The sequence below is a fragment of the Streptomyces sp. NPDC004721 genome (assembly GCF_053601495.1).
Genome location: NZ_JBSGBZ010000049.1, coordinates 16,142 through 36,204 on the forward strand (window position 1 = coordinate 16,142; position 20,063 = coordinate 36,204).

At 70.9% G+C, this 20,063-nt stretch carries 16 protein-coding genes and 1 pseudogene; 10 read left to right on the forward strand and 7 right to left on the reverse strand.

Annotated elements, in window-relative coordinates; all coding sequences use genetic code 11:
• The first annotated feature begins 37 nt into the window (after positions 1-37).
• The 3 genes and pseudogenes from ACWEK3_RS32400 to ACWEK3_RS32410 form a co-directional block, all read left to right on the forward strand.
• Positions 38-778, forward strand: a complete 741-nt coding sequence (locus tag ACWEK3_RS32400) for a class I SAM-dependent DNA methyltransferase (protein ID WP_453251258.1) — start codon at positions 38-40, stop codon at positions 776-778.
• 684 nt (positions 779-1,462) lie between these two features.
• Positions 1,463-2,650: a cytochrome P450 gene (locus ACWEK3_RS32405; RefSeq protein ID WP_450542857.1), complete on the forward strand. Its 1,188-nt coding sequence runs from the start codon at positions 1,463-1,465 to the stop codon at positions 2,648-2,650.
• A gap of 94 nt (positions 2,651-2,744) precedes the next feature.
• Positions 2,745-3,017 (forward strand): annotated as a pseudogene (locus ACWEK3_RS32410) (class I SAM-dependent methyltransferase); the annotation flags it as partial.
• Between the two features lie 54 nt (positions 3,018-3,071).
• Here ACWEK3_RS32410 and ACWEK3_RS32415 read toward each other — a convergent pair.
• From ACWEK3_RS32415 to ACWEK3_RS32425, 3 genes are all read right to left on the reverse strand, one after another.
• Entirely contained in the window at positions 3,072-4,553 is a 1,482-nt protein-coding gene (locus tag ACWEK3_RS32415; protein ID WP_453251259.1) for a DEAD/DEAH box helicase, read from the reverse strand.
• 173 nt (positions 4,554-4,726) lie between these two features.
• The gene (locus tag ACWEK3_RS32420; protein WP_311699250.1) at positions 4,727-4,930 is read right to left on the reverse strand and encodes a cold-shock protein; all 204 of its coding nucleotides are present in this window, start codon (positions 4,928-4,930) and stop codon (positions 4,727-4,729) included.
• Between the two features lie 345 nt (positions 4,931-5,275).
• A complete protein-coding gene (locus ACWEK3_RS32425; RefSeq protein WP_390727145.1) occupies positions 5,276-5,698 on the reverse strand; it encodes a secondary thiamine-phosphate synthase enzyme YjbQ in 423 nt (140 codons plus the stop codon).
• A gap of 60 nt (positions 5,699-5,758) precedes the next feature.
• Between ACWEK3_RS32425 and ACWEK3_RS32430 the strand changes: the two genes are divergently transcribed.
• Positions 5,759-6,838, forward strand: coding sequence for an NAD(P)-binding domain-containing protein (locus tag ACWEK3_RS32430; RefSeq protein WP_384439449.1), 1,080 nt, complete (start codon positions 5,759-5,761; stop codon positions 6,836-6,838).
• A 78-nt stretch (positions 6,839-6,916) separates the two neighbouring features.
• Here ACWEK3_RS32430 and mltG read toward each other — a convergent pair whose 3' ends face one another.
• Positions 6,917-7,762 (reverse strand): endolytic transglycosylase MltG, encoded by an 846-nt coding sequence (mltG, locus tag ACWEK3_RS32435; protein WP_453251260.1) that lies wholly within the window; start codon positions 7,760-7,762, stop codon positions 6,917-6,919.
• A 43-nt stretch (positions 7,763-7,805) separates the two neighbouring features.
• Positions 7,806-9,608 carry an ABC transporter ATP-binding protein gene (locus tag ACWEK3_RS32440; RefSeq protein WP_453251261.1) on the reverse strand — a complete coding sequence of 601 codons (1,803 nt, stop codon included), beginning with the start codon at positions 9,606-9,608 and terminating at the stop codon, positions 7,806-7,808.
• Positions 9,609-9,724: 116 nt separating this feature from the next.
• Here ACWEK3_RS32440 and ACWEK3_RS32445 point away from each other — a divergent pair, with 116 nt between their 5' ends.
• On the forward strand, positions 9,725-10,180 hold the full coding sequence (locus ACWEK3_RS32445) for a MarR family winged helix-turn-helix transcriptional regulator (protein ID WP_450542867.1): 456 nt from the start codon (positions 9,725-9,727) through the stop codon (positions 10,178-10,180).
• 124 nt (positions 10,181-10,304) lie between these two features.
• Here the strand turns inward: ACWEK3_RS32445 and ACWEK3_RS32450 are convergent, their stop codons facing one another.
• A complete protein-coding gene (locus ACWEK3_RS32450; protein ID WP_453251262.1) occupies positions 10,305-11,057 on the reverse strand; it encodes a L,D-transpeptidase family protein in 753 nt (250 codons plus the stop codon).
• A gap of 291 nt (positions 11,058-11,348) precedes the next feature.
• Between ACWEK3_RS32450 and ACWEK3_RS32455 the strand changes: the two genes are divergently transcribed.
• The 4 genes from ACWEK3_RS32455 (at position 11,349) to ACWEK3_RS32470 (ending at position 16,464) form a co-directional block, all read left to right on the forward strand.
• Entirely contained in the window at positions 11,349-13,274 is a 1,926-nt protein-coding gene (locus ACWEK3_RS32455; RefSeq protein WP_453251263.1) for an ABC transporter ATP-binding protein, read from the forward strand.
• Entirely contained in the window at positions 13,271-15,052 is a 1,782-nt protein-coding gene (locus tag ACWEK3_RS32460) for an ABC transporter ATP-binding protein (RefSeq protein WP_453251264.1), read from the forward strand. Before ACWEK3_RS32455 ends, ACWEK3_RS32460 begins: the two co-directional genes overlap by 4 nt.
• A 617-nt stretch (positions 15,053-15,669) precedes the next feature.
• Positions 15,670-16,140 carry a DUF5709 domain-containing protein gene (locus ACWEK3_RS32465; protein ID WP_361419150.1) on the forward strand — a complete coding sequence of 157 codons (471 nt, stop codon included), beginning with the start codon at positions 15,670-15,672 and terminating at the stop codon, positions 16,138-16,140.
• Positions 16,141-16,191: 51 nt separating this feature from the next.
• A complete protein-coding gene (locus ACWEK3_RS32470; RefSeq protein WP_450542874.1) occupies positions 16,192-16,464 on the forward strand; it encodes a type B 50S ribosomal protein L31 in 273 nt (90 codons plus the stop codon).
• A 125-nt stretch (positions 16,465-16,589) separates the two neighbouring features.
• Here the strand turns inward: ACWEK3_RS32470 and ACWEK3_RS32475 are convergent, their stop codons facing one another.
• Positions 16,590-17,384: a metal-dependent hydrolase gene (locus ACWEK3_RS32475; protein WP_390727153.1), complete on the reverse strand. Its 795-nt coding sequence runs from the start codon at positions 17,382-17,384 to the stop codon at positions 16,590-16,592.
• Between the two features lie 145 nt (positions 17,385-17,529).
• On the opposite strand from ACWEK3_RS32475, the gene ACWEK3_RS32480 reads away from it, so the two are divergent.
• Entirely contained in the window at positions 17,530-20,043 is a 2,514-nt protein-coding gene (locus ACWEK3_RS32480) for a DEAD/DEAH box helicase (protein ID WP_376408281.1), read from the forward strand.
• Positions 20,044-20,063 lie beyond the last annotated feature (20 nt).

Genomic DNA, 20,063 nt, shown 5'->3' on the forward strand with positions numbered 1-20,063 from the left:
GGACAGCGTCCCGACCCGCCCGGCAGAGTGGCCGCCCGTGACGAGCAGCGAACTGTGGAGCCGCGAAACCGCCGAACGCTACGACGCCGGGGAGGCCGAGAGGTCCTCAACCGCCTTCCTCGGGCCGACTCTCGACTTCCTCTGCGAACTCGCCGGTGACGGCCGGGCGTTGGAGTTCGCCATCGGGACCGGACGCATCGGTGTCCCGCTGCGGGAACGCGGCGTGCCCGTGGTGGGCATCGAACTGTCCGAGCACATGGCGGCGGTCCTGCGGCGCAAGATCGACGAGGACACGCTCCCGGTCGCTCTCGGGGACATGGCCACGACCACCGTCCCCGGCGAGTTCACCCTGGTCTACCTCGTCTACAACACGATCACGAACCTGCTCACCCAGGACGAGCAGGTCGAATGCTTCCGCAACGCCGCGCGCCATCTGTCGCCCGGCGGCCGGTTCGTCATCGAGCTGGGCGTGCCGCCGCTGCGGTTCCTGCCGCCCGGGCAGATCGCGGTGCCGTTCGACGTCTCCGACCGGCACCTCGGCTTCGACACCTTCGACCTCGTCGAGCAGATCCTCGTCTCGCACCACTTCAGCCGTGATGGTGAGGACGGCCGCTACCGCCGCGCGGACTCCCGGCACCGGTACGCGTGGCCGGCGGAACTCGACCTGATGGCGCGGATCGCGGGGCTCGAGCTGGAACGGCGCATCGCCGACTGGGACGGGTCACCGTTCACCCAGGACTCCCCGAAGCACATCTCCGTGTGGCGCAAGCCGGCTTGAGAACCCCCTGCCTCGCTTTCCTGGTCCTGCCTCCCGTAACCGCTCAGAGGCTGCCGGCGACGCGGAGCGCGTCGCCGGTGTCCAGGCCGACACGAGAGGCCAGGGCGAGGGCGTCGTCGAAGGTGACGTCGTCTCCGGCGAGGCGGACGGCGGCCGGCGCGGGAGGGACCCTGCCGTGGTCGAGCAGCGTGGTCCACTGCTGCCGGCCCAGCGCGAGGTAGCGCAGGTTCGCGAGGTCGGCGAGGACGGCCAGGTCGGCCGTCTCGGCGCCGGAGAGGTCGAGTCCGTGCAGGTTGGGGGCGCTGCGCAGCGGCGTGAGGTCGGCCGGGGCGGTGGTGTTCAGGTCGAGCGACGCGAGGTGGGGGTGACCTGCCAGTCTGTTCGGCCATGCGGCGGGCTACCTACTCGACCATGCGCTGCTGCTCCCGTTCTGTGGAATACGCCGCCATCCTGGCAGGGGCCACTGACAACGGGCGGCTGCCGGCCCCCTGCGGCCCTGGTGCCGACTGCGGCAGCACACCGGGCAGGGACGGCGGCGATGCGGGGCGCCGGAACCATCCGAGGACCGCAGGGGGCGAGTCACCCACGGTGTGGGACCAGCTCAGCACACCGCCGGAGACGCATACGCTCTGATTGGGCTCCACGGAGGCGGGAATTACAGGAACGGGAACAGGGGGAGCTTCTATGGTGACAGCGCGCCGGTTTCCGCTCGGCTCCGCGACCACGCTCACGGAGCTGGAGGACGACCCCCACCCCCGGCTGGCCTTGCTGCGCGCCCGCGAACCGGTTTCGTGGCTCCCCGTGCTGGGCGGCTGGCTGGTGACCCGGCGTGATCTCGCACTGCGCGTGATGCGCGACGCGGCGACCTTCACGGTGGACGACCCCCGCTTCTCCACCGCCCAGGTGGTCGGTCCGAGCATGCTCTCCGTGGAGGGCGCCGAGCACAAGCGGCACCGTGCCCCCTTCATCGACCCGTTCCGCACGCAAGATGTACACGCCCGGTTCACCGGGTTCGTGGAACAGGAAGCCGCCCGGCTCGTGGAAGGCATCCGGCCGCGTGGCAGCGCCGAACTGCGCCGGGAGGTGGCCGGGCCTCTGGCCGTCTCCGTCGTTGCCGAGTCGCTGGGCTTGGTCGGCGCGGACGCCGGGGCGGTGCTGTCCTGGTATGACGCCATCGTGAGCGCGGTCTCCGACATCACCGCCGGGCTGTCGGCGAACCCTGCCGGGGCGGCGGCGTTCGACCAGCTGCGAGGAAGCGTCGAGGCGACGGTCGCGGCAGGAGGCGACGCGTCACTGCTGGTCGCGGCGGCCGAGAGCAAGCGCCTGAAGCTGCCGGAGGTGGTCGCCAACGCCGCCGTGCTGATGTTCGGCGGCATCGAGACCACCGAGGGCATGATCGCCAACGCCGTACTGCACTTGCTGGCACACCCTGGTCAACTCGCCCTCGTGCGTGCCGATCCGGACCTGGTCGACGCGGCGATCGAGGAATCGCTCCGCCTGGAACCCGCCGCGGCGGTCGTGGACCGCTACGCAACCGCCGACGTGACGATCGGCGGTGCCGATGTGCGGCGCGGTGATCTGGTGGTCGTCTCGCTCGCCGGCGCGAACCGGGACCCCGAGGTCTTCCAGGACCCCGACGGTTTCGACCTGCGACGGGGCAACTCCCGCCTTCAGCTGGCCTTCGCGCACGGCCCGCACTTCTGTCTGGGCGCCCACCTTGCCCGCCTGGAAACCCGCGCCTGCCTCCTCGCACTCCTCGACCGTCTCCCCGGACTGCGGCTCGACCCGGCCTCGCCCACCGCGTCCAGAGGCCTGGTCTTCCGGAAGCCCCCGGCTCTGCGCGTCCGCTGGGACGTGCCGGCGCAGCGCTGACGCGACGCCTGGTCATCTCGGCTTTGCGCGGTACCGGCACCGCCGAAGAAGGTCAGGTGGCGAGCGGTTCGGGCGACCAGCACGCCGAGGACGGCTGGGCCCTCAAGCCGATCACGTCCGCCGACGTCAAAGGCCGTACAGGGCCCGTGCGGTCGAACTGTCCGACCACATGGCGGCGGTCCTGCGGCGCAACATCGACGAGGGCAAGCTCCCGGTCACCGCCGGGGACATGGCCACGACCACCGTCCCCGGCGAGTTCACCCTCGTCTGCCTCGTCTGCAACACGATCACGAACCTGCTCACCCAGGACGAGCAGGTCGAATGCTTCCGCAACGCCGCACGTCACCTGACGCCCGGCGGCCGGTTCTGGCGCAAGCCGGCCTGAGTCACGCACACAGCGTACGAGGGCACGCATGCCGGCCTATGCGCCACGACGGACCCGGGCGGCCTTGCGGGCCTCGGCGATCTGGCGGGCCTCAGCAGACCGGCGAGACTCGCCGCCGCCGGCCCGCCCCGGGCGGGTGCCCAGACCGCGGAAAGGGGCTCCGCCGCGCTTCGGGCGCTCCGCGACCGGCCCGCTGCCGGCGACGGGGACACCAGAGGGAGCCTGGGCGCCGGTGATGCGGCTCAGCTCGGCCTCGCCAGAGCGGACCTGCGTGATCTGCGGCCTGATGCCTGCGTCGGACATGAGACGGGCCATGTCCCGGCGCTGGCTGGGGAGGACCAGCGTGACGACACTGCCGGACTCGCCGGCGCGGGCAGTTCGGCCGCCGCGGTGCAGGTAATCCTTGTGGTCGTTGGGCGGGTCGACGTTGACGACGAGGTCGAGGTTGTCGACGTGAATGCCCCGAGCCGCGACGTTGGTGGCCACCAGCGCCGTGACGTCGCCGGTCTTGAACCGTGCCAGGGTGTGGGTGCGCTGGGGCTGCGACTTGCCACCGTGCAGCGCCGCGGCCTTGACGCCGCTGCTCAGCAGGTGCTTGGTGAACTGATCGACGGCGTGCTTGGTGTCCAGGAACATGATTACGCGCCCTTCGCGGGCAGCGATTTCGGTGGCGGTGGCGAACTTGTCGGCGCCGTGCACGTGCAGCACGTGATGCTCCATCGTGGTGACCGCGCCCGCCGACGGGTCGACCGAATGGACGACCGGGTCATGGAGGTAACGACGGACCAGGAGGTCGATGTTGCGGTCCAGCGTGGCCGAGAACAGCATGCGCTGGCCGTCGGGACATACCTGGTCCAGCAGTTCGGTGACCTGCGGCATGAAACCCATGTCCGCCATCTGGTCGGCCTCGTCCAGGACGGTGATGTTCACCCGGTCCAGGCGGCAGTCCTTGCGCTCGACGAGATCCGCGAGGCGGCCAGGAGTCGCGACGACCACCTCGGCCCCGGCACGCAGTGCGCCGGCCTGCCTGCCGATCGACAGGCCGCCGACCACAGTGGCCAGTCGCAACTTCAGCAACCGGGCGTACGGGGCGAGCACGTCGGTGACCTGCTGGGCCAACTCGCGCGTGGGGACGAGGATCAGGGCCAGCGGCTTCCGCGCCTCGGCACGCTGCCCACTCGTGCGCACGAGGAGCGCCAGGCCGAAGGCGAGCGTCTTGCCCGATCCGGTGCGGCCGCGGCCCAGGACGTCGCGCCCTGCGAGGGAGTTCGGCAACGTGGCGGCCTGGATCGGGAACGGCTCGTTGAGGCCGAGACTGGTGAGCATCTTCAGCAACTCGACGGGCATGTCCAGTTCACCGAAGGTCGCGACCGCGGGCAGGGCCGGGGTCACGGTGACGGGCAGCGCGAACTCCCCCTGTGGTGCGGAGGGGCGGCGCCCGGTATCGCCTGGGCCGGCACCGGAGCGCCTCTGATCGTGTGGGCGGAAACGGTCATTCGTGCGAGCTGAACGGCTCATGGAGAACCTCTCCTCGACAGGGCGCGCATCGAGGAATTCCCGACAGGAATGAGCCGGATGAATTGCAAGAACGAGCCGAATGTGAGACTAAAAGAATTCCACCGGAATTCAAAAAACAGTAAGCTGGGACCCCACCGCAAGGCGGGGCCCCAGCTATCTCATACGCTTCGACGTCAGGCGGGAGTGATGTTCTCCGCCTGCGGACCCTTCTGGCCCTGCGTGATGTCGAAGTTCACCTTCTGGCCTTCCTGGAGCTCACGGTAGCCCTGGGTGGCGATGTTCGAGTAGTGGGCGAAGACGTCCGGGCCGCCGCCGTCCTGCTCGATGAAGCCGAAGCCCTTTTCCGCGTTGAACCACTTGACGGTGCCAGTAGCCATGTCATATCTCCTTGGGGGCAGTGCCCGCGGGCCCACACCGTGTGAACCCCTGCGTTGCCACAATGAACCCCGTCCGGATAAGCACCGGAGATACAAAAATGCCCGACGGCATACGACCGACAAGGCACTTGAAGTTTCGGGAACCACAACTGCAACTACCGTAAGTTTAGCACGGTACGCACATTCGCACTACTCTTACCCATACCGTAAGGCCAATCGCACCGCTCGGCTCGGATTATCCCGATTTGCTTCTGCGAAAGACGGGCCCGGACTCCCTCGGTGTCGAGTTGTTCGCTCGCTTGGAGCGGCTGGGCATGCGGGCTGCAGTCGCCGCAATGCGCCGCCTCAGCCCAGGAACGACAGGCGAACCTTCCTGTTCGGATTATCCCGGTTCGTGTCCACCAGGCACACCGACTGCCATGTGCCCAGTTCCAGCCGGCCGCCGAGGACCGGGATGGTCGCGTGCGGCGGCACGATGGCGGGCAGCACGTGGTCGCGGCCGTGGCCGGGGCTGCCGTGGCGGTGCTGCCAGCGGTCGTCGGCGGGCAGCAGGGTGTGCAGGGCGGCGAGCAGGTCGTCGTCGCTGCCTGCGCCGGTCTCGATGATCGCGATGCCGGCGGTGGCGTGCGGCACGAACAGGTTCAGCAGACCGTCCCGGCCGGCTGCGGTCTCCTGGAGGAAGGCCTCGCAGTCACGGGTCAGGTCGACGACCGTCTCCCGGGAACCGGAGGCCACGTTCAGCACTCGGGTGGTGAAGGCACGTGACATGGTTCCCATCCTCCTCGATCGCCGGGGAAGATCGGCGCCCGCGGCACGGTTGGGAGGAACGTGAACACCAAACGCGAGGTCGACGTGGTCGTCGTGGGCGCTGGTCAGGCGGGTCTGTCCAGCGCCTATCACCTGCGGCGCACCGGATTCGAGCCGGACCGCGACTTCGTCGTGCTCGACCGCCCCGCCGGTCCGGGCGGTGCCTGGCAGTTCCGATGGCCGTCGCTGACGTACGGCAAGGTGCACGGGATGCACGCGCTGCCGGGGATGGAGCTGACCGGCGCCGATCCCGCGCGGCCGTCGTCGGAGGTCGTCGCCGCGTACTTCGCCGACTACGAGCGCGCCTTCGACCTGCGGGTGCGGCGGCCGGTGGAGGTCACCGCGGTCACGGAGGGCCCCGGCGGGCGGCTGCTCGTGGAGACCTCCGACGGCACCTGGGCGACACGAGCGCTGATCAACGCGACCGGCACCTGGGACCAGCCGTTCCTGCCGCGGTACCCGGGTCAGGAGACCTTCCGCGGACGGCAGTTGCACACGGCACAGTACGCCGGGCCCGAGGAGTTCACCGGGCAGCGCGTGATCGTGGTGGGCGGCGGCGCCTCCGGCACCCAGCATCTGCTGGAGATCGCCCCGTACGCGGCCGCCACCACCTGGGTGACACGACGGCCGCCGGTCTTCCGCGACGGCCCGTTCGACGAGAACGCGGGGCGGGCGGCGGTGGCGCTGGTCGAGGAGCGGGTGCGCCAGGGACTGCCGCCCAGGAGTGTCGTCTCGGTGACGGGACTTCCGCTGAACGACGCCATCCGGCAGGGGCTGGAGGACGGGGTCCTGGACCGGCAGCCGATGTTCGACCGGATCACCCCGGACGGGGTCCTGTGGGCGGACGGACGGCACGTGGCGGCCGACGTCATCCTCTGGGCGACCGGGTTCCGGCCCTCGCTGCGCCATCTGACGCCGCTCGGGCTACGCGAACCGGGCGGCGGCATCCGTGTGGACGGCACCCGGGCGGTCGCCGATCCCCGGATCCACCTGGTCGGCTACGGCCCTTCGGCCAGCACGATCGGCGCCAACCGGGCCGGACGCGCGGCCGTCCGGGACATCAGGCGCCTGCTGGAGGAGGAGCCGGCCGCCGCGGCGTGACGGTGTGAGCAGCCGCGGCACAACCGGCGCGGGCCGCCGCGGACGGACACTTCCTGGACCGCCGCGGCCGCGCACGGCTCACTTCGCGGGCTGCGAACTGCTGCCTTTCAGGTGGGCGTTGAACTCCGCCACATTGCGCTGGTGCTCGCTGTAGTCGGCGGTGAAGCGCGTGTCGCCCGGCTTGACGGTGACGAAGTACAGCCAGTCGCCCTGCGCCGGGTTGGTCACGGCCCGCATGGCCTCCTCGCCCGGGCTGTCGATGGGCGTCGGCGGCAGCCCCATGCGCTGGTAGGAGTTGTAGGGGCTGTCCAGCCGGGTGTCCTCCATGCTCATGCGGACCGTGCTGCGGTTGAGGGCGTAGTTGAGGGTCGAGTCCATCTGAAGCGGCATGCCGTGCTCCAGCCGGTTGAAGACGACCCGGGCCACCTTGCTCATGTCGGCCTTCGAGGCGGCCTCGGCCTGGACGATGCTCGCGATCGTGATCGCCTGGTACAGGTTCATGGAGTTGCGCTCCGGGCCGGCGGCGACCGGGGCCGCGGCGAACCTCTTGTTCGCAGTCTCGACCATGTCGGTCAGCAGGGACTGCGGAGTGGTCTTGTCGTCGATGGGATACGTCGCCGGGAAGAGGTAGCCCTCCGGGTTGCCCTCGGCGGCGTTCGGCAGGTTCAGCTGGGCGTCGGCGAGCGACTGCTTCGCGGTGCCGGGGGCCAGGGCGAGGGCCTTGTCGATGGCGGCGTAGATCTGGCCGGACCGCCAGCCCTCGGGGATCACCAGCGTGCGGGGTCCTGCCAGGACGTCGTGGCGGAGCGTCAGCAGCGGCACCGCCACGGCGGTGCCGGCCAGGACGGCCCCGGTCAGGACCAGGACCACACGGCCCCGGCGTGTGAGTCGGCTCGTTCTCCGTGACGGAGTGTTCCTCTGCATGCGGGCACGGTAACCCCCAAAGAGCCACAAACCCGGCATATCGTCAGCTTGTCGGTTCCAGTTGCGCGTCCCGGCGGACCAGGGCCGCGTAGCGTCCGTCGAGTTCCAGCAGCGCCTGGTGCGTACCGCGTTCGGCCGGTCGCCCGGAGTCGAGGACCACGATCTGGTCGGCCCCGCGCACGGTGGACAGGCGGTGCGCGATGGTCAGGGTCGTCCGGTTGGCGGACAGGGCGTCGATGGCCTCCTGCACGGCGGCCTCCGTACGGGTGTCCAGGGCACTGGTGGCCTCGTCGAGGATGAGTACCGGCGGGTCGCGCAGGATGGTCCGGGCGATCGCCAGGCGCTGCTTCTCACCGCCGGAGAACCGGTGGCCGCGCTCGCCGACGACCGTGTCGTAGCCGTCGGGCAGGGCCGCGATGTGGTCGTGGATCTGCGCCGCCTTCGCCGCCGCCCGCAGTTCCTCGTCGGTGGCGTCCGGCTTGGCGAAGCGGAGGTTCTCGGCGACCGAGGCGTGAAAGAGGTACGTCTCCTGGGAGACGACGCCGACCGCGCGGGCGAGGGTGTCGAAGTCGAGGTCGCGCACGTCGACGCCGTCGATGGTGACGCGGCCGCCCGTGACGTCGTAGAGCCGGGGCACCAGGTAGCCGAGGGTGGACTTGCCGGCGCCGGTCGGGCCGACGATCGCGAGGCTGCTGCCGGCGGGCACGGTGACGTCGATGCCCTCCAGGATCGGGCCGCTCTTGTCGTCGTAGCGGAAGTCGACGTCCTCGAAGCGGACCTCGCCCTTGACGCGGTCGAGGTGGATCGGGCGCTCGCGCTCGGTGATGTCGATCGGCAGGTCCAGGTACTCGAAGATGCGCTGGAACAGCGCGAGCGAGGTCTGGATCTGCACACCGGTGGACAGCAGGCTGACGGTCGGCCGGAACAGTCCCTGCTGGAGCGAGACGAAGGCGACGATCGTGCCGATGGAGACCTGGGGTCCGCCGAACTGGAGGGCGACGCCCGCGGTCCAGTAGATGACCGCGGGCAGGGCGGCCATGACGATCGTGATGACGGCCATGCGCCAGCGCCCGGCCATGTTCGACCTCACCTCGAGGTCGACCAGGCCTTCCGACTCCGCACTGAAGGACTCGGTCAGCGAGGCCGAGCGGCCCATCGTGCGGCCGAGCAGGATGCCGCTGACGGAGAGGGATTCGGTGACCGTGGCGGCGATCGCGGCCATCTGCTTCTGCCGCTGGGTGGTGATCTTCTTGCGCTCGTTGCCGACGCGGCGGCTGATCCACACGAACACCGGGAGCAGCAGCAGCGAGACGACGGTGAGCCGCCAGTCGAGGGCGACCATCGCGACGATCGTGGCGACCACGCTGGTGACGTTGGAGACGAGCGAGGTGGCGGTGGAGGTGACGGTGGCCTGCATGCCGCCGATGTCGTTGGCGATGCGGGACTGCACCTCGCCGGTGCGGGTCCGGGTGAAGAAGGCCAGGGACATGCGCTGCAGCCGCCCATAGACGGCGGTGCGCAGGTCGTGCATGACCCGCTGGCCGACGGTCGTGGAGATCAATGTCTGCAGCACGCCGAAGACGCTCGTGAGGACGGCGCTGAGGATCATGCCGAGGGCGAGCAGGCTCAACAGGCCTGTGCGGCCCTGCGGGATCGCGACGTCGAGGGTCTCCTTCAGCAGGAACGGCGTGGCGACGGAGACCAGCGAGGCGGCCCCCACCAGCAGCCCGACGATCGCGAGACGGCCCCGATAGGGGCGGAAGAGGCGCAGGATCCGGCGGACCTGCCGCGGCTGCTCCCCGGCGTCGGCGGGTGGGGTCCAGAGGGGTTGATGGTCGGGATGCATGGGCTCCTACGGGGGTGGGTGGGTGCCGGCCCGCAGGTGCGGCCGACGTCGACCACCCGATCTTAGCTCACTGTTACCTATACTCACAATGAGCGAGGTCCTGGTATTGTTCCGGCATGACCACCCCCGACCCCGACGGTCTTCTCGCCGAGCAACTGCTGCGGCTCACCCGCCGGGTGCACCGCATCCAGAAGCGGCACCTCGAACAGCACGCCCTGGGTATCACGCCGGCCCAGTCCCGGCTGCTGCGCACCCTGGCACACTTCGGCGAGCCGCCCCGCATGGCGGATCTCGCCGAGTCCCTGGAGGTCGTGCCCCGCGCGGTGACCACCCTCGTGGACGGCCTCGAAGCGAGCGGCAAGGTGCGTCGGGCCCCCGATCCCGCCAATCGCAGGGTCATCCGCATCGAGCTCACCGACGACGGGCGCAAGGCCCTGGGGGAGCTGCGCCGCGCCCGGCGGGCCGCCGCGGAGGAGATCCTGGCGCCCCTGACGGGTGAGCAGCGCGAGACGCTCGGCGGACTGCTGGATACGCTGGTGGGCACGGTGCCCACTCAGGGGCGCGGCTGCTGAACCGCACTTCGACGCGTCAACGCCGGTCCGAGCACGGCGCGTTGACGACAGGAGCGGGGAAAGTGCGGGGCGGCTCGGCGCACCACACGGCGCTCTTTCGCCGGCCACACAGCCGATGCGGTGGCTACCGCCGCAGGTGGGCCTTGTCCCCCATGACGATGACGGGCTTGCTCTTCGGATCGAGCCTGCGGAGCAGGTGCTCCATCGCGGACTCCGGAACACTCACGCAGCCCAGCGTGCCGTCACCGTGGTCCAGGTGCAGCCAAATACCGCCGCCCTTGCTCTGACCCAGCGGACGGGTCGGATCGTCCGGACGGGTGCCACGCAGGCGGTTGTAGTCGATGGCGATGACGTAGTCGAAGTCGTGCCAGTGCGCCTCATCCCAGTAGAACGGGGAGATGAAGGCGTTCTCGTCCTGGGTGTACGGGAGCCGGGTGCCGGGGTCGTCGAGGACGCCGCCGGCGTCGGAGAGCGTGAACACCCCCACCGGGCTCCGCTCGTCGTTCTCCCAGTGGTCGACCACCCAGCCGCGCTTGCCGTTGTGGGCCGGCCAACTCCCTTGCGGCTCCCACTTGGTGCCGTACTTCTCGTAGAGAACGAGCGTGGAGTCGGGGGAGGTCTTGTGGTCGCCGAAGACCGCCACGATCTGCCGAGTGCCGCTGGGGATCTGCTGCCACATGCGGTCCCCGATCCCCGGAACCCGGGACGGCAGCACGGGCGGGCTGGGCGGAGCGGTCCCCGTCGGCCCGCCCGGCCTGGGTATGTCGCCGTAATGGCGGACCTCGCTGGGCGTTCCGCCGCACCCGGCCAGCGCCGCCAGAAGGAACCCACAGGTCGCCGCAGCGACCATCGCACGCCTTGCACCGCGAGTCTGCATGTCCTCATCTTGGCCAGGAGAAACGACGTGATCTAGTCGAGATTGGCCCAAATAGCCTTATCTCCTTCTCATTGGGGCATTCCACTGTTCGACTCCTGGTCAGAGGCCCCTGGCACGCGGGGCGGAACGCGCCGGACCTTTGTATCCGACGGGCCGGGAGCGAAACGGCCAATCCCGTTCCCCTGTACGGAAAACCGCTTGCTTTCGACCACTTTGCGCCGACAGGCTGTCACGGCTCGCCCGCCGCCCCGGCGGCAGCCTTCCGCCCCTGACACGAGCCACTGGGACGTCATGCAGATTCAAGACCTTCCGTATCCCGATCCGGGCGTGCCTGACGCACGCTCGGGTCCCCGACTCCTGTGGTGGCTGGGGCGGAACCAGCTGGGCGGGCAGATGAAGGCACTGGCGTGGGGACTGCTGCACTTCGCCTCCGTCTCCGCCCTGCCGTTCTGCGTGGGCCTCGCCATCCAGGCGGTCGTCGACCGCTCGGGTGCGCGGCTGGCCTTCGCCGGCGGGCTGCTGACGGTGGCTTGTGCCGGCAACGCGCTCGGCGACACCTACCTGCACCGCGCCGCGGTCACCAACTGGATCACCGCCGCCGCCCGCGTCCAGCAACTGCTCGCCCGCAAGGCCGCGGCGCTGGGCTCAGCGCTGACCCGGCGGGTGGCCGCCGGCGAGGTGGTCGCCGTGTCCACCGGTGATGTCGAGAAAATCGGCTGGTTCGTGGAGGCCGTGTCCCGGTTCACCGCGGCGGCCCTCACCATCGTGCTGGTCTGTGTCGCCCTGCTCGTCTACCAGCCCGCGCTGGGCGTGGTCGTCGCCGTGGGTCTGCCGGCGCTGGCTCTCGCGGTGCTGCCGCTGCTGCCCCGCGCGACCCGGCGCGCCGACGTGCAGCGCGAGAAGGCGGGCCGCGCCACCGAACTGGCCTCGGACACCGTCGCCGGACTGCGGGTGCTGCGCGGCATCGGCGGGGAGGAACTGTTCCTCGACCGCTACCGGCGTGCCTCCCAGGAGGTGCGGCACGCGGCCGTCCGCAGTGCCCGCATGTGGTCCCTGATCGCCGCGATCCAGGTCCTGCTGCCGGGCCTGCTGCTGATCGGGGTCGTCTGGTACGGCGTGCACCTGGCCCGCGCGGGCCGCATCAGCGTGGGCGAACTCGTCACCGTCTACAGCTCCGTCATGGTCCTCACCTACCCGCTGCGGCACTTCGTCGAGATCGCCATGGCGTACTCCTTCTCCCGTCCGTCGGCCGCCCGGGCCGCCCGGGTGCTGTCCCTGGAACGGTCCACCGACGGGACCGGGACACGGGCACCCGTCGTGCCGTCAGGTGAACTGCACGACCCGGCGACCGGCCTTCGCGCACCGGCCGGTCGGCTCACCGCCGTGGTCTGCGGCGACCCGGACGCCGCGGGCCGGCTGGCGGAACGGCTCGGCGGCCACCCCACCGAGCCGGGCACCTCGGCGCTGCTCGGGGGCGTACCGCTGGACGAGTTGCCGCTCGGCTCCGCGCGCACGGCCGTCCTGGTCCAGGACAAGGACCCGGTACTGCTGTCCGGATCGCTGCGCGCACTGCTCGACGTGCCCGCCTCGGGGGAGGTCGCCGCCCGGGAGGCGCTCACCGCCGCCCAGTGCGACGACGTCCTGGACGCGCTCGCGCAATCGTCGCCGTCCGCCGAGGACCCGATGGACGTCCGGATCACCGAGCGCGGCCGGTCGCTCTCCGGTGGCCAGCGCCAGCGTCTGGCTCTGGCCCGGTCGCTGATCACCGACCCCGAGGTGCTCGTCCTGGACGAACCGACCTCCGCCGTCGACTCGCACACCGAGGCGCGGATCGCGCAGGGCCTGCGCGATCTGCGGGCCGGACGCACCACGGTGGTCTTCACCTCCTCGCCCCTCCTCCTGGACCGCGCCGACCGGGTGGTGCTGGTCCACGAGGGCGCGGTCGCCGCAGTCGGTGTGCACCGGGACCTGGTGCACACCGAGCCCCGGTACCGCGCGGTGGTCACCCGGGAGACCGACGAGGAGCGCGCCGCGCACGACCTGCTCGACGGCGGCGGCAGGCTGCGGGCCGCACCGGACCGCCCGCGGCACGACGCGCCGTTCGACGACGAGGCCACCCCGCGGGACGCCACGGAAGAAGCCCTGAAAGAGGACCTGGGAGAGGACCTGGACGGGGCCCTGGACGGGGCCCTCGAAGAGATGGAGGAGACGGCATGATCGGCGTGGCGCCCCCTGCCTACGACCCGGCGGCCCCGACCACGGCCGACACCCTGCCGGTCGGTTCCGCCGCGACCGTACGCTCCTACGTGAGCGAACTGCTGCGCCGGCACCGGCGCGCCTTCGTCCTGCTCATCACCGTCAACACCGTCGCCGTGCTGGCCTCCATGGCCGGTCCCTGGCTGCTCGGCGACCTGGTCGAACGGGTGGCGGACGGCACCCGGGAGCTGCATCTGCCCCTCACCGCCGCACTGTTCGTCCTCGCGTTGCTCGTCCAGGCGGTATTCGTACGGGAGGTGCGGCTGCGCGGGGCGATGCTCGGCGAACGGATGCTGGCCGACCTGCGCGAGGACTTCCTCGTCCGGTCGGTGGGCCTGCCGCCGGGTGTGCTGGAGCGGGCGGGCACCGGCGACCTGCTCTCCCGTATCACCACCGACATCGACCGGCTCGCCAACGCGATGCGCGAGGCCGTGCCGCAGCTGGCGATCGGGGTCGTGTGGGTGGCGCTGCTGCTCGGCGGTCTGGTCCTGACCGCGCCGCCGCTCGCCGCGGCCGTGCTGCTGGCCGTGCCGCTGCTGGTGCTCGGCTGCCGCTGGTACTTCCGGCGCGCGCCGTCCGCCTACCGCTCCGAGGCCGCGGGCTACGCCGCCGTGACCGCCGCGCTCACCGAGACCGTCGACGCCGGGCGCACCGTCGAGGCACACCGTCTCGGCGAACGCCGCGTCGCCCTGTCGGAACTCCGGATCACGCAATGGACCGCGTGGGAACGCTACACACTCTGGCTGCGGTCGGTGCTCTTCCCGGTCGTCAACATCACCCACGTCACCGTGCTCGCCTCGGTGCTCATGGTCGGTGGCGTGTTCGTCCTGCGGGGCTGGATCGGGGTCGGCCAGCTGACGACGGGTGCCCTCATCGCGCAGATGCTGGTCGACCCGGTGGGGCTGATCCTGCGCTGGTACGACGAGTTGCAGGTGGCACAGGTGTCGCTGGCCCGGCTCGTCGGGGTGCGCGACATCGAGCCGGACGCCGGGGACGACTCGCTGGCCCCCACCGGCCGGGACGTGGACGCGGACCGGGTGCACTTCGGCTACCTGGAGGGCGTCGACGTCCTGCGCGAGGTCTCCCTGACGGTCGCCCCGGGCACGCGACTGGCCCTGGTCGGCCCGTCCGGCGCCGGAAAGTCCACGCTGGGCCGGCTGCTCGCCGGGATCTACGCGCCCCGGGACGGCCGGATCGCGCTCGGCGGCGCCGAACTGTCCCGGATGCCCGCCGAACGCGTCCGCTCCCATGTCGCCCTCGTCAACCAGGAGCACCACGTCTTCGTGGGCTCCCTGCGCGACAACCTGCTGCTCGCCCGCACGGACGCCGTCGACGCGGAGCTGTGGGCGGCACTGGGCGCGGTCGACGCGGACGGCTGGGCTCGTGCCCTCGACGACGGTCTGGACACCGAGGTCGGCTCCGGCGGTCTGGCCCTCACCCCGGCCCAGGCCCAGCAGATCGCCCTGGCCCGGCTGGTCCTGGCCGATCCGCACACGCTGGTCCTGGACGAGGCGACCTCGCTGCTCGACCCGCGTGCGGCCCGGCATCTGGAGCGGTCCCTGGCCCGCGTCCTGGACGGCCGCACGGTCGTCGCCATCGCCCACCGGCTCCACACGGCCCACGACGCCGATGTCATCGCGGTGGTCGAGAACGGCCGCATCAGCGAGCTGGGCAGCCACGACGATCTCGTCACGGCGAACGGCGCCTACGCGGCGCTGTGGCGGTCCTGGCACGGGTGACGGCATGATCCCGCCGCGCCCAGGGGCGCGGCAGCCGGCCCCTGCCTCGGAACGCGAGCCGTCCGGCCGTTTAGCCTGCGGCGGGCTCTGTGGTCCGGGGTGACGGGTTCGGGGGTGCCGCGAGGACGGGTGCGACGGGCGGCGCGAGGACGGGTGCGACGTCGTGCGCGGTCGCCGGGACCGACGAAGTCGGCGGGATCGGCAGAACCGGCTCCAGCGCGGCGACCGAAGCGGTGGCCGACGTGGCGGCGAGCGCGGCCGTCGGGGACCGGCAGCATCTCGGGGACCGGCTTCGGCGCGGTAACCCGGGCGGCGATGGGCACAGTGACCGGCGCAGTCGCCGGGACGGGCTCCGTCGCGGTGACCGGGGCGGTACCGGACCCGGCGGCCGGGGCGGGCCCGGGACGGGACGGGCCGTGGACAGGGCATCGGCCGGTCCTCGCGGTCGGTGCCGTTGCGCGGTGCCGAACAGCGGTGGAAGGCTGGAAAGCGGAAACGGCTCGGGGAGCGCCCGGGAACCGTGCGGTTCGTGCCGGGTGCCGGCTGCGCCCCGCGCACCGGCGGCCGCACACCGGCCGCGCAGAGAACGGGCCCGTCCCCACCACCTGGAGGTACCCGTGGACAGCGCCGACGGATGGGGAGACGACGTCTACCAGCCCGACGACTCCGAAGTCAGGGAGGACACGGGTGTGCTCGACCCGGAGGACACGCTGCTGTACGACGGTGTCGATGACCCCCTGGACCGTGGCTGGTCGCCTCCGGAGCGGCCGTGGGCCGTGGAGCACACCGGCGTGACCGCCGCGGAGCGCCGGCAGGGCGAAACCCTGGACCAGCGCCTCGCCGAGGAGCTGCCCGAACCGCCTGCCTGGGACGGCGACGACATGGGCGACTGCGAGGACACCGACGGGGAACTCCTGGACAACGAGGTCGGCGACGTCCGCTCCGGCCGTCTCGTCGCCCCCGACGAGGGAGCGCACGAGGACGACGAGAGCGCCCTGGTCGCCACCGACGTGGGCATCGACGGCGCGGCCGCCTCCGCCGAGGAGGCCGCGATGCACGTCGTCGACGAGGAAACCCCGCAGGGCTGACCCGGCCGCCCGCGTGCCGTCACGCTCTCCCCCGCCGCACGAGGAGCACCCATGCAGCAGGACAAGCACCCCGACTACCACCCCGTCGTCTTCCGGGACCGCACCGCCGGTTATGCCTTCCTCACCCGGTCCACCGCGACCAGTGAGCAGACCATCGAGTGGGACGACGGCGCGACCTACCCGGTCGTGGACGTGGAGATCTCCTCGGAGAGCCACCCGTTCTACACCGGCAAGGCCCGCACGGTGGACTCGGAGGGCCGCGTCGCCCGGTTCGAGCGGCGTTACGGCGGCGGGCAGGGCCCTGGGGGCGACGGGGCCGCCTGACCGGCGACCGGCGGTGGAACGGCCTGCCCGGCCGGGGGCCGGGCGGGGCCCGCGTTTCGGGCGGGACCGGGCTCCGGGCAGGGCGGCCGGGTGCTGTGGAGCGTGAGCGCTGCCGAGCGCGTCCCTCAGATGAAGTTCAGTGCGACCGCGCAGCCCACTCCGCCGAGCACCATGAACGCCGGCATCAGCACCTTGAGCTCGACCCAGCTGCCCGCCCGGAACCGCATCGCCTTCGGCGGTCCTATGGGGTACCAGCGCTTGCGGCCCAGTGGTATCGGCCACAGGATGGGGCAGCCTGAAACGGTCAGCGCGTCGCCGATGTCGTGCATCAGCGCGCCCAGCACGATCGGCAGGCCCAGCCACAGGTACTCCTGGCCCGGAGCGGTGAACAGCCAGTCCGATCCGTTGCCGGGCTGGTCGAGGACGTCGGCCAGGATCCAGGCGCTGGTCGCGGCCAGCAGCCAGACCAGGACCGCGCTGCTGGAGCCGCGGGCCGCCCGCCACAGCAGGCCCTCGATGGCCAGCACCATGTGGACGAAGAGAATGGCCAGCACCGCCCAGCGGCCCCCGGTGATCGCCAGCGCGGAGGTGCCCGCCCCGATCAGCACCGCCCACAGCCAGGTGTGCGTCAGCGTCCGGTGCCCGCCGGAACGGCGCGGGTCGCCCTGCTTCCGCGTCGCCTTGTAGACGGTGTAGGACAGCTTGTCGACGATCTCGCACAGCGCGTGCGAGACCGGTCCGAAGGCTCTCGAGATGGTGGCGGCCTTGTGGTCCAGGTCCGGGGCGAGCGCCGCCCCGGCGCAGATCAGCGCACCGACCAGCAGGACCGGCCAGGGCATCGGGTGCCCGGCCGCGGCGACCGCGGCTCCGACGCCGAGCCAGGCTGCCGCGCCCGACAGTGAGTGTGCTGGTCCCATCATGGCCGTTGCCCGCCCCATTCCTCTTACGCCGCTGTCCAGTTGACCCGGTGTGCCGATGTCCTGTCGGCGACACAGCGTAGCGGTCGTGATCTTCGGTCCGGCATCCGATTCCCGTCTCGGCCGGGGCGCCAGGCAAGATGGGGGCGTGACCCTCATCGATCAGCTCCCGCCGACCGCCGACCCCGACGCCCTGTACGAGGCCTTCGAATCCTGGGCGCAGGAGCGCGGTCTCACGCTCTACCCCCACCAGGAGGAGGCGCTGATCGAGGCGGTCTCCGGAGCCAACGTGATCGTGTCGACGCCCACCGGGTCCGGCAAGAGCATGATCGCCGCCGGCGCTCACTTCGCCGCGCTGGCCAGGGACGAGGTCACCTTCTACACGGCGCCGATCAAAGCGCTGGTGTCGGAGAAGTTCTTCGAGCTGTGCAAGATGTTCGGCACCGAGAACGTCGGTATGCTCACCGGCGACGCCTCCGTGAACGCCGACGCGCCCGTCATCTGCTGCACGGCGGAGGTCCTCGCGTCGATCGCGCTGCGCGACGGCAAGGACGCCGACGTCGGCCAGGTGGTGATGGACGAGTTCCACTTCTACGCGGAGCCCGACCGGGGCTGGGCCTGGCAGATTCCGCTGCTGGAACTTCCGCAGGCGCAGTTCGTCCTGATGTCGGCCACGCTCGGAGACGTCTCCTTCTTCGAGAAGGACCTCACCCGTCGCACCGGGCGCCCCACCGCGGTGGTCCGTTCGGCGACCCGCCCGGTTCCCCTGTCCTACGAGTACCGGCGCACACCGCTCACCGAGACGCTCACCGACCTGCTCCAGACGCGCCAGGCGCCGGTGTACATCGTCCACTTCACCCAGGCCCAGGCCGTGGAGCGGGCGCAGGCGCTGATGAGCATCAACATGTGCTCGCGGGAGGAGAAGGATCAGATCGCCGAGCTGATCGGCAACTTCCGCTTCACCACCAGGTTCGGCCGCAACCTCTCCCGCTACGTCCGGCATGGCATCGGCGTCCACCACGCCGGCATGCTGCCCAAGTACCGGCGCTTGGTGGAGAAGCTGGCACAGGCCGGTCTGCTGAAGGTGATCTGCGGTACGGACACGCTCGGTGTGGGCGTCAACGTGCCGATCCGTACGGTGTTGTTCACCGCGTTGACCAAGTACGATGGCAGCCGCGTACGCACGCTGCGCGCCCGTGAGTTCCACCAGATCGCCGGCCGGGCCGGCCGCGCGGGCTTCGACACCGAGGGCTTCGTCGCCGCGCAGGCCCCCGAGCACGTCATCGAGAACGAGAAGGCCCTCGCCAAAGCGGGCGACGACCCGAAGAAGCGCCGCAAGGTCGTCCGCAAGAAGGCACCTGAGGGCTTCGTCGGCTGGACGGACAACACCTTCGACAAGCTCATCGCCTCCGAGCCGGAGCCGCTGACCTCCCGCTTCCGCGTGACGCACACGATGCTGCTGTCGGTGATCGCACGGCCCGGCAATGCCTTCGAGGCGATGCGGCGCCTGCTGGAGGACAACCACGAGCCGCGCAAGCAGCAGCTGAGGCACATCCGGCGGGCGATCGCCATCTACCGCTCGCTGCTGGACGGCGGCATCGTGGAGAAGCTCGACCGGCCGGACGCCGAAGGCCGCATCGTCCGGCTCACGGTCGATCTCCAGCAGGACTTCGCGCTCAACCAGCCGCTGTCCACCTTCGCGCTGGCCGCGTTCGAGCTGCTGGACCCCGAGTCGCCGTCCTACGCACTGGACATGGTGTCCGTCGTGGAGTCCACGCTGGACGACCCGCGGCAGATCCTCGCCGCCCAGCAGAACAAGGCGCGTGGCGAGGCCGTGGCCGCGATGAAGGCGGACGGCGTCGAGTACGAGGAGCGCATGGAGCGACTCCAGGAGGTCACGTACCCCAAGCCGCTGGAAGAACTGCTCTTCCACGCGTACAACACCTACCGCAAGAGCCACCCCTGGGTGGGCGACCATCCGCTGTCGCCGAAGTCCGTGATCCGCGACATGTACGAACGAGCTCTGTCGTTCACGGAGTTGGTGTCCCACTACGAGCTGGCCCGCACCGAGGGCATTGTGCTGCGCTACCTGGCCAGCGCGTACAAGGCCCTGGAGCACACCGTCCCGGACGACCTGAAGTCCGAGGACCTTCAGGACCTGATCGCCTGGCTCGGCGAGATGGTGCGCCAGGTCGACTCCAGTCTGCTGGACGAGTGGGAGCAACTGGCCAACCCGGCGGAGATGACGGCCGAGGAGGCCCAGGAGAAGGCCGACCAGGTCAAGCCGGTGACCTCCAACGCGCGCGCGTTCCGCGTCCTGGTCCGCAACGCCATGTTCCGCCGCGTCGAACTCGCCGCCCTCGACCAGGTCGGGGAGCTGGGCGAGATGGACGCCGATTCCGGGTGGGACGCCGATGCCTGGGGCGAGGCGATGGACAAGTACTGGGACGAGCACGACGACCTCGGCACCGGTCCCGACGCCCGCGGCCCCAAGCTGCTGGTGCTCAAGGAGGAGCCGCAGAACGGGCTGTGGCGCGTGCGGCAGATCTTCGACGACCCCGCAGGTGACCACGACTGGGGCATCAGCGCCGAAGTCGATCTCACCGCATCCGACGCCGAGGGCCGCGCGGTCGTCCGTGTGACCGACGTCGGTCAGCTGTGAGCCGGCGTCGACCCGTTCTG

Excerpts from the sequence above, each read along its gene's own strand:
- ACWEK3_RS32405 (WP_450542857.1), top strand. The coding sequence starts at position 1,463 with ATGGTGACAGCGCGCCGGTTTCCGCTCGGCTCCGCGACCACGCTCACG.
- ACWEK3_RS32415 (WP_453251259.1), bottom strand. The coding sequence starts at position 4,553 with ATGAGCCGTTCAGCTCGCACGAATGACCGTTTCCGCCCACACGATCAG.
- ACWEK3_RS32420 (WP_311699250.1), bottom strand. The coding sequence starts at position 4,930 with ATGGCTACTGGCACCGTCAAGTGGTTCAACGCGGAAAAGGGCTTCGGC.
- ACWEK3_RS32425 (WP_390727145.1), bottom strand. The coding sequence starts at position 5,698 with ATGTCACGTGCCTTCACCACCCGAGTGCTGAACGTGGCCTCCGGTTCC.
- mltG (WP_453251260.1), bottom strand. The coding sequence starts at position 7,762 with ATGCAGAGGAACACTCCGTCACGGAGAACGAGCCGACTCACACGCCGG.
- ACWEK3_RS32440 (WP_453251261.1), bottom strand. The coding sequence starts at position 9,608 with ATGCATCCCGACCATCAACCCCTCTGGACCCCACCCGCCGACGCCGGG.
- ACWEK3_RS32445 (WP_450542867.1), top strand. The coding sequence starts at position 9,725 with ATGACCACCCCCGACCCCGACGGTCTTCTCGCCGAGCAACTGCTGCGG.
- ACWEK3_RS32450 (WP_453251262.1), bottom strand. The coding sequence starts at position 11,057 with ATGCAGACTCGCGGTGCAAGGCGTGCGATGGTCGCTGCGGCGACCTGT.
- ACWEK3_RS32455 (WP_453251263.1), top strand. The coding sequence starts at position 11,349 with ATGCAGATTCAAGACCTTCCGTATCCCGATCCGGGCGTGCCTGACGCA.
- ACWEK3_RS32460 (WP_453251264.1), top strand. The coding sequence starts at position 13,271 with ATGATCGGCGTGGCGCCCCCTGCCTACGACCCGGCGGCCCCGACCACG.
- ACWEK3_RS32470 (WP_450542874.1), top strand. The coding sequence starts at position 16,192 with ATGCAGCAGGACAAGCACCCCGACTACCACCCCGTCGTCTTCCGGGAC.
- ACWEK3_RS32475 (WP_390727153.1), bottom strand. The coding sequence starts at position 17,384 with ATGATGGGACCAGCACACTCACTGTCGGGCGCGGCAGCCTGGCTCGGC.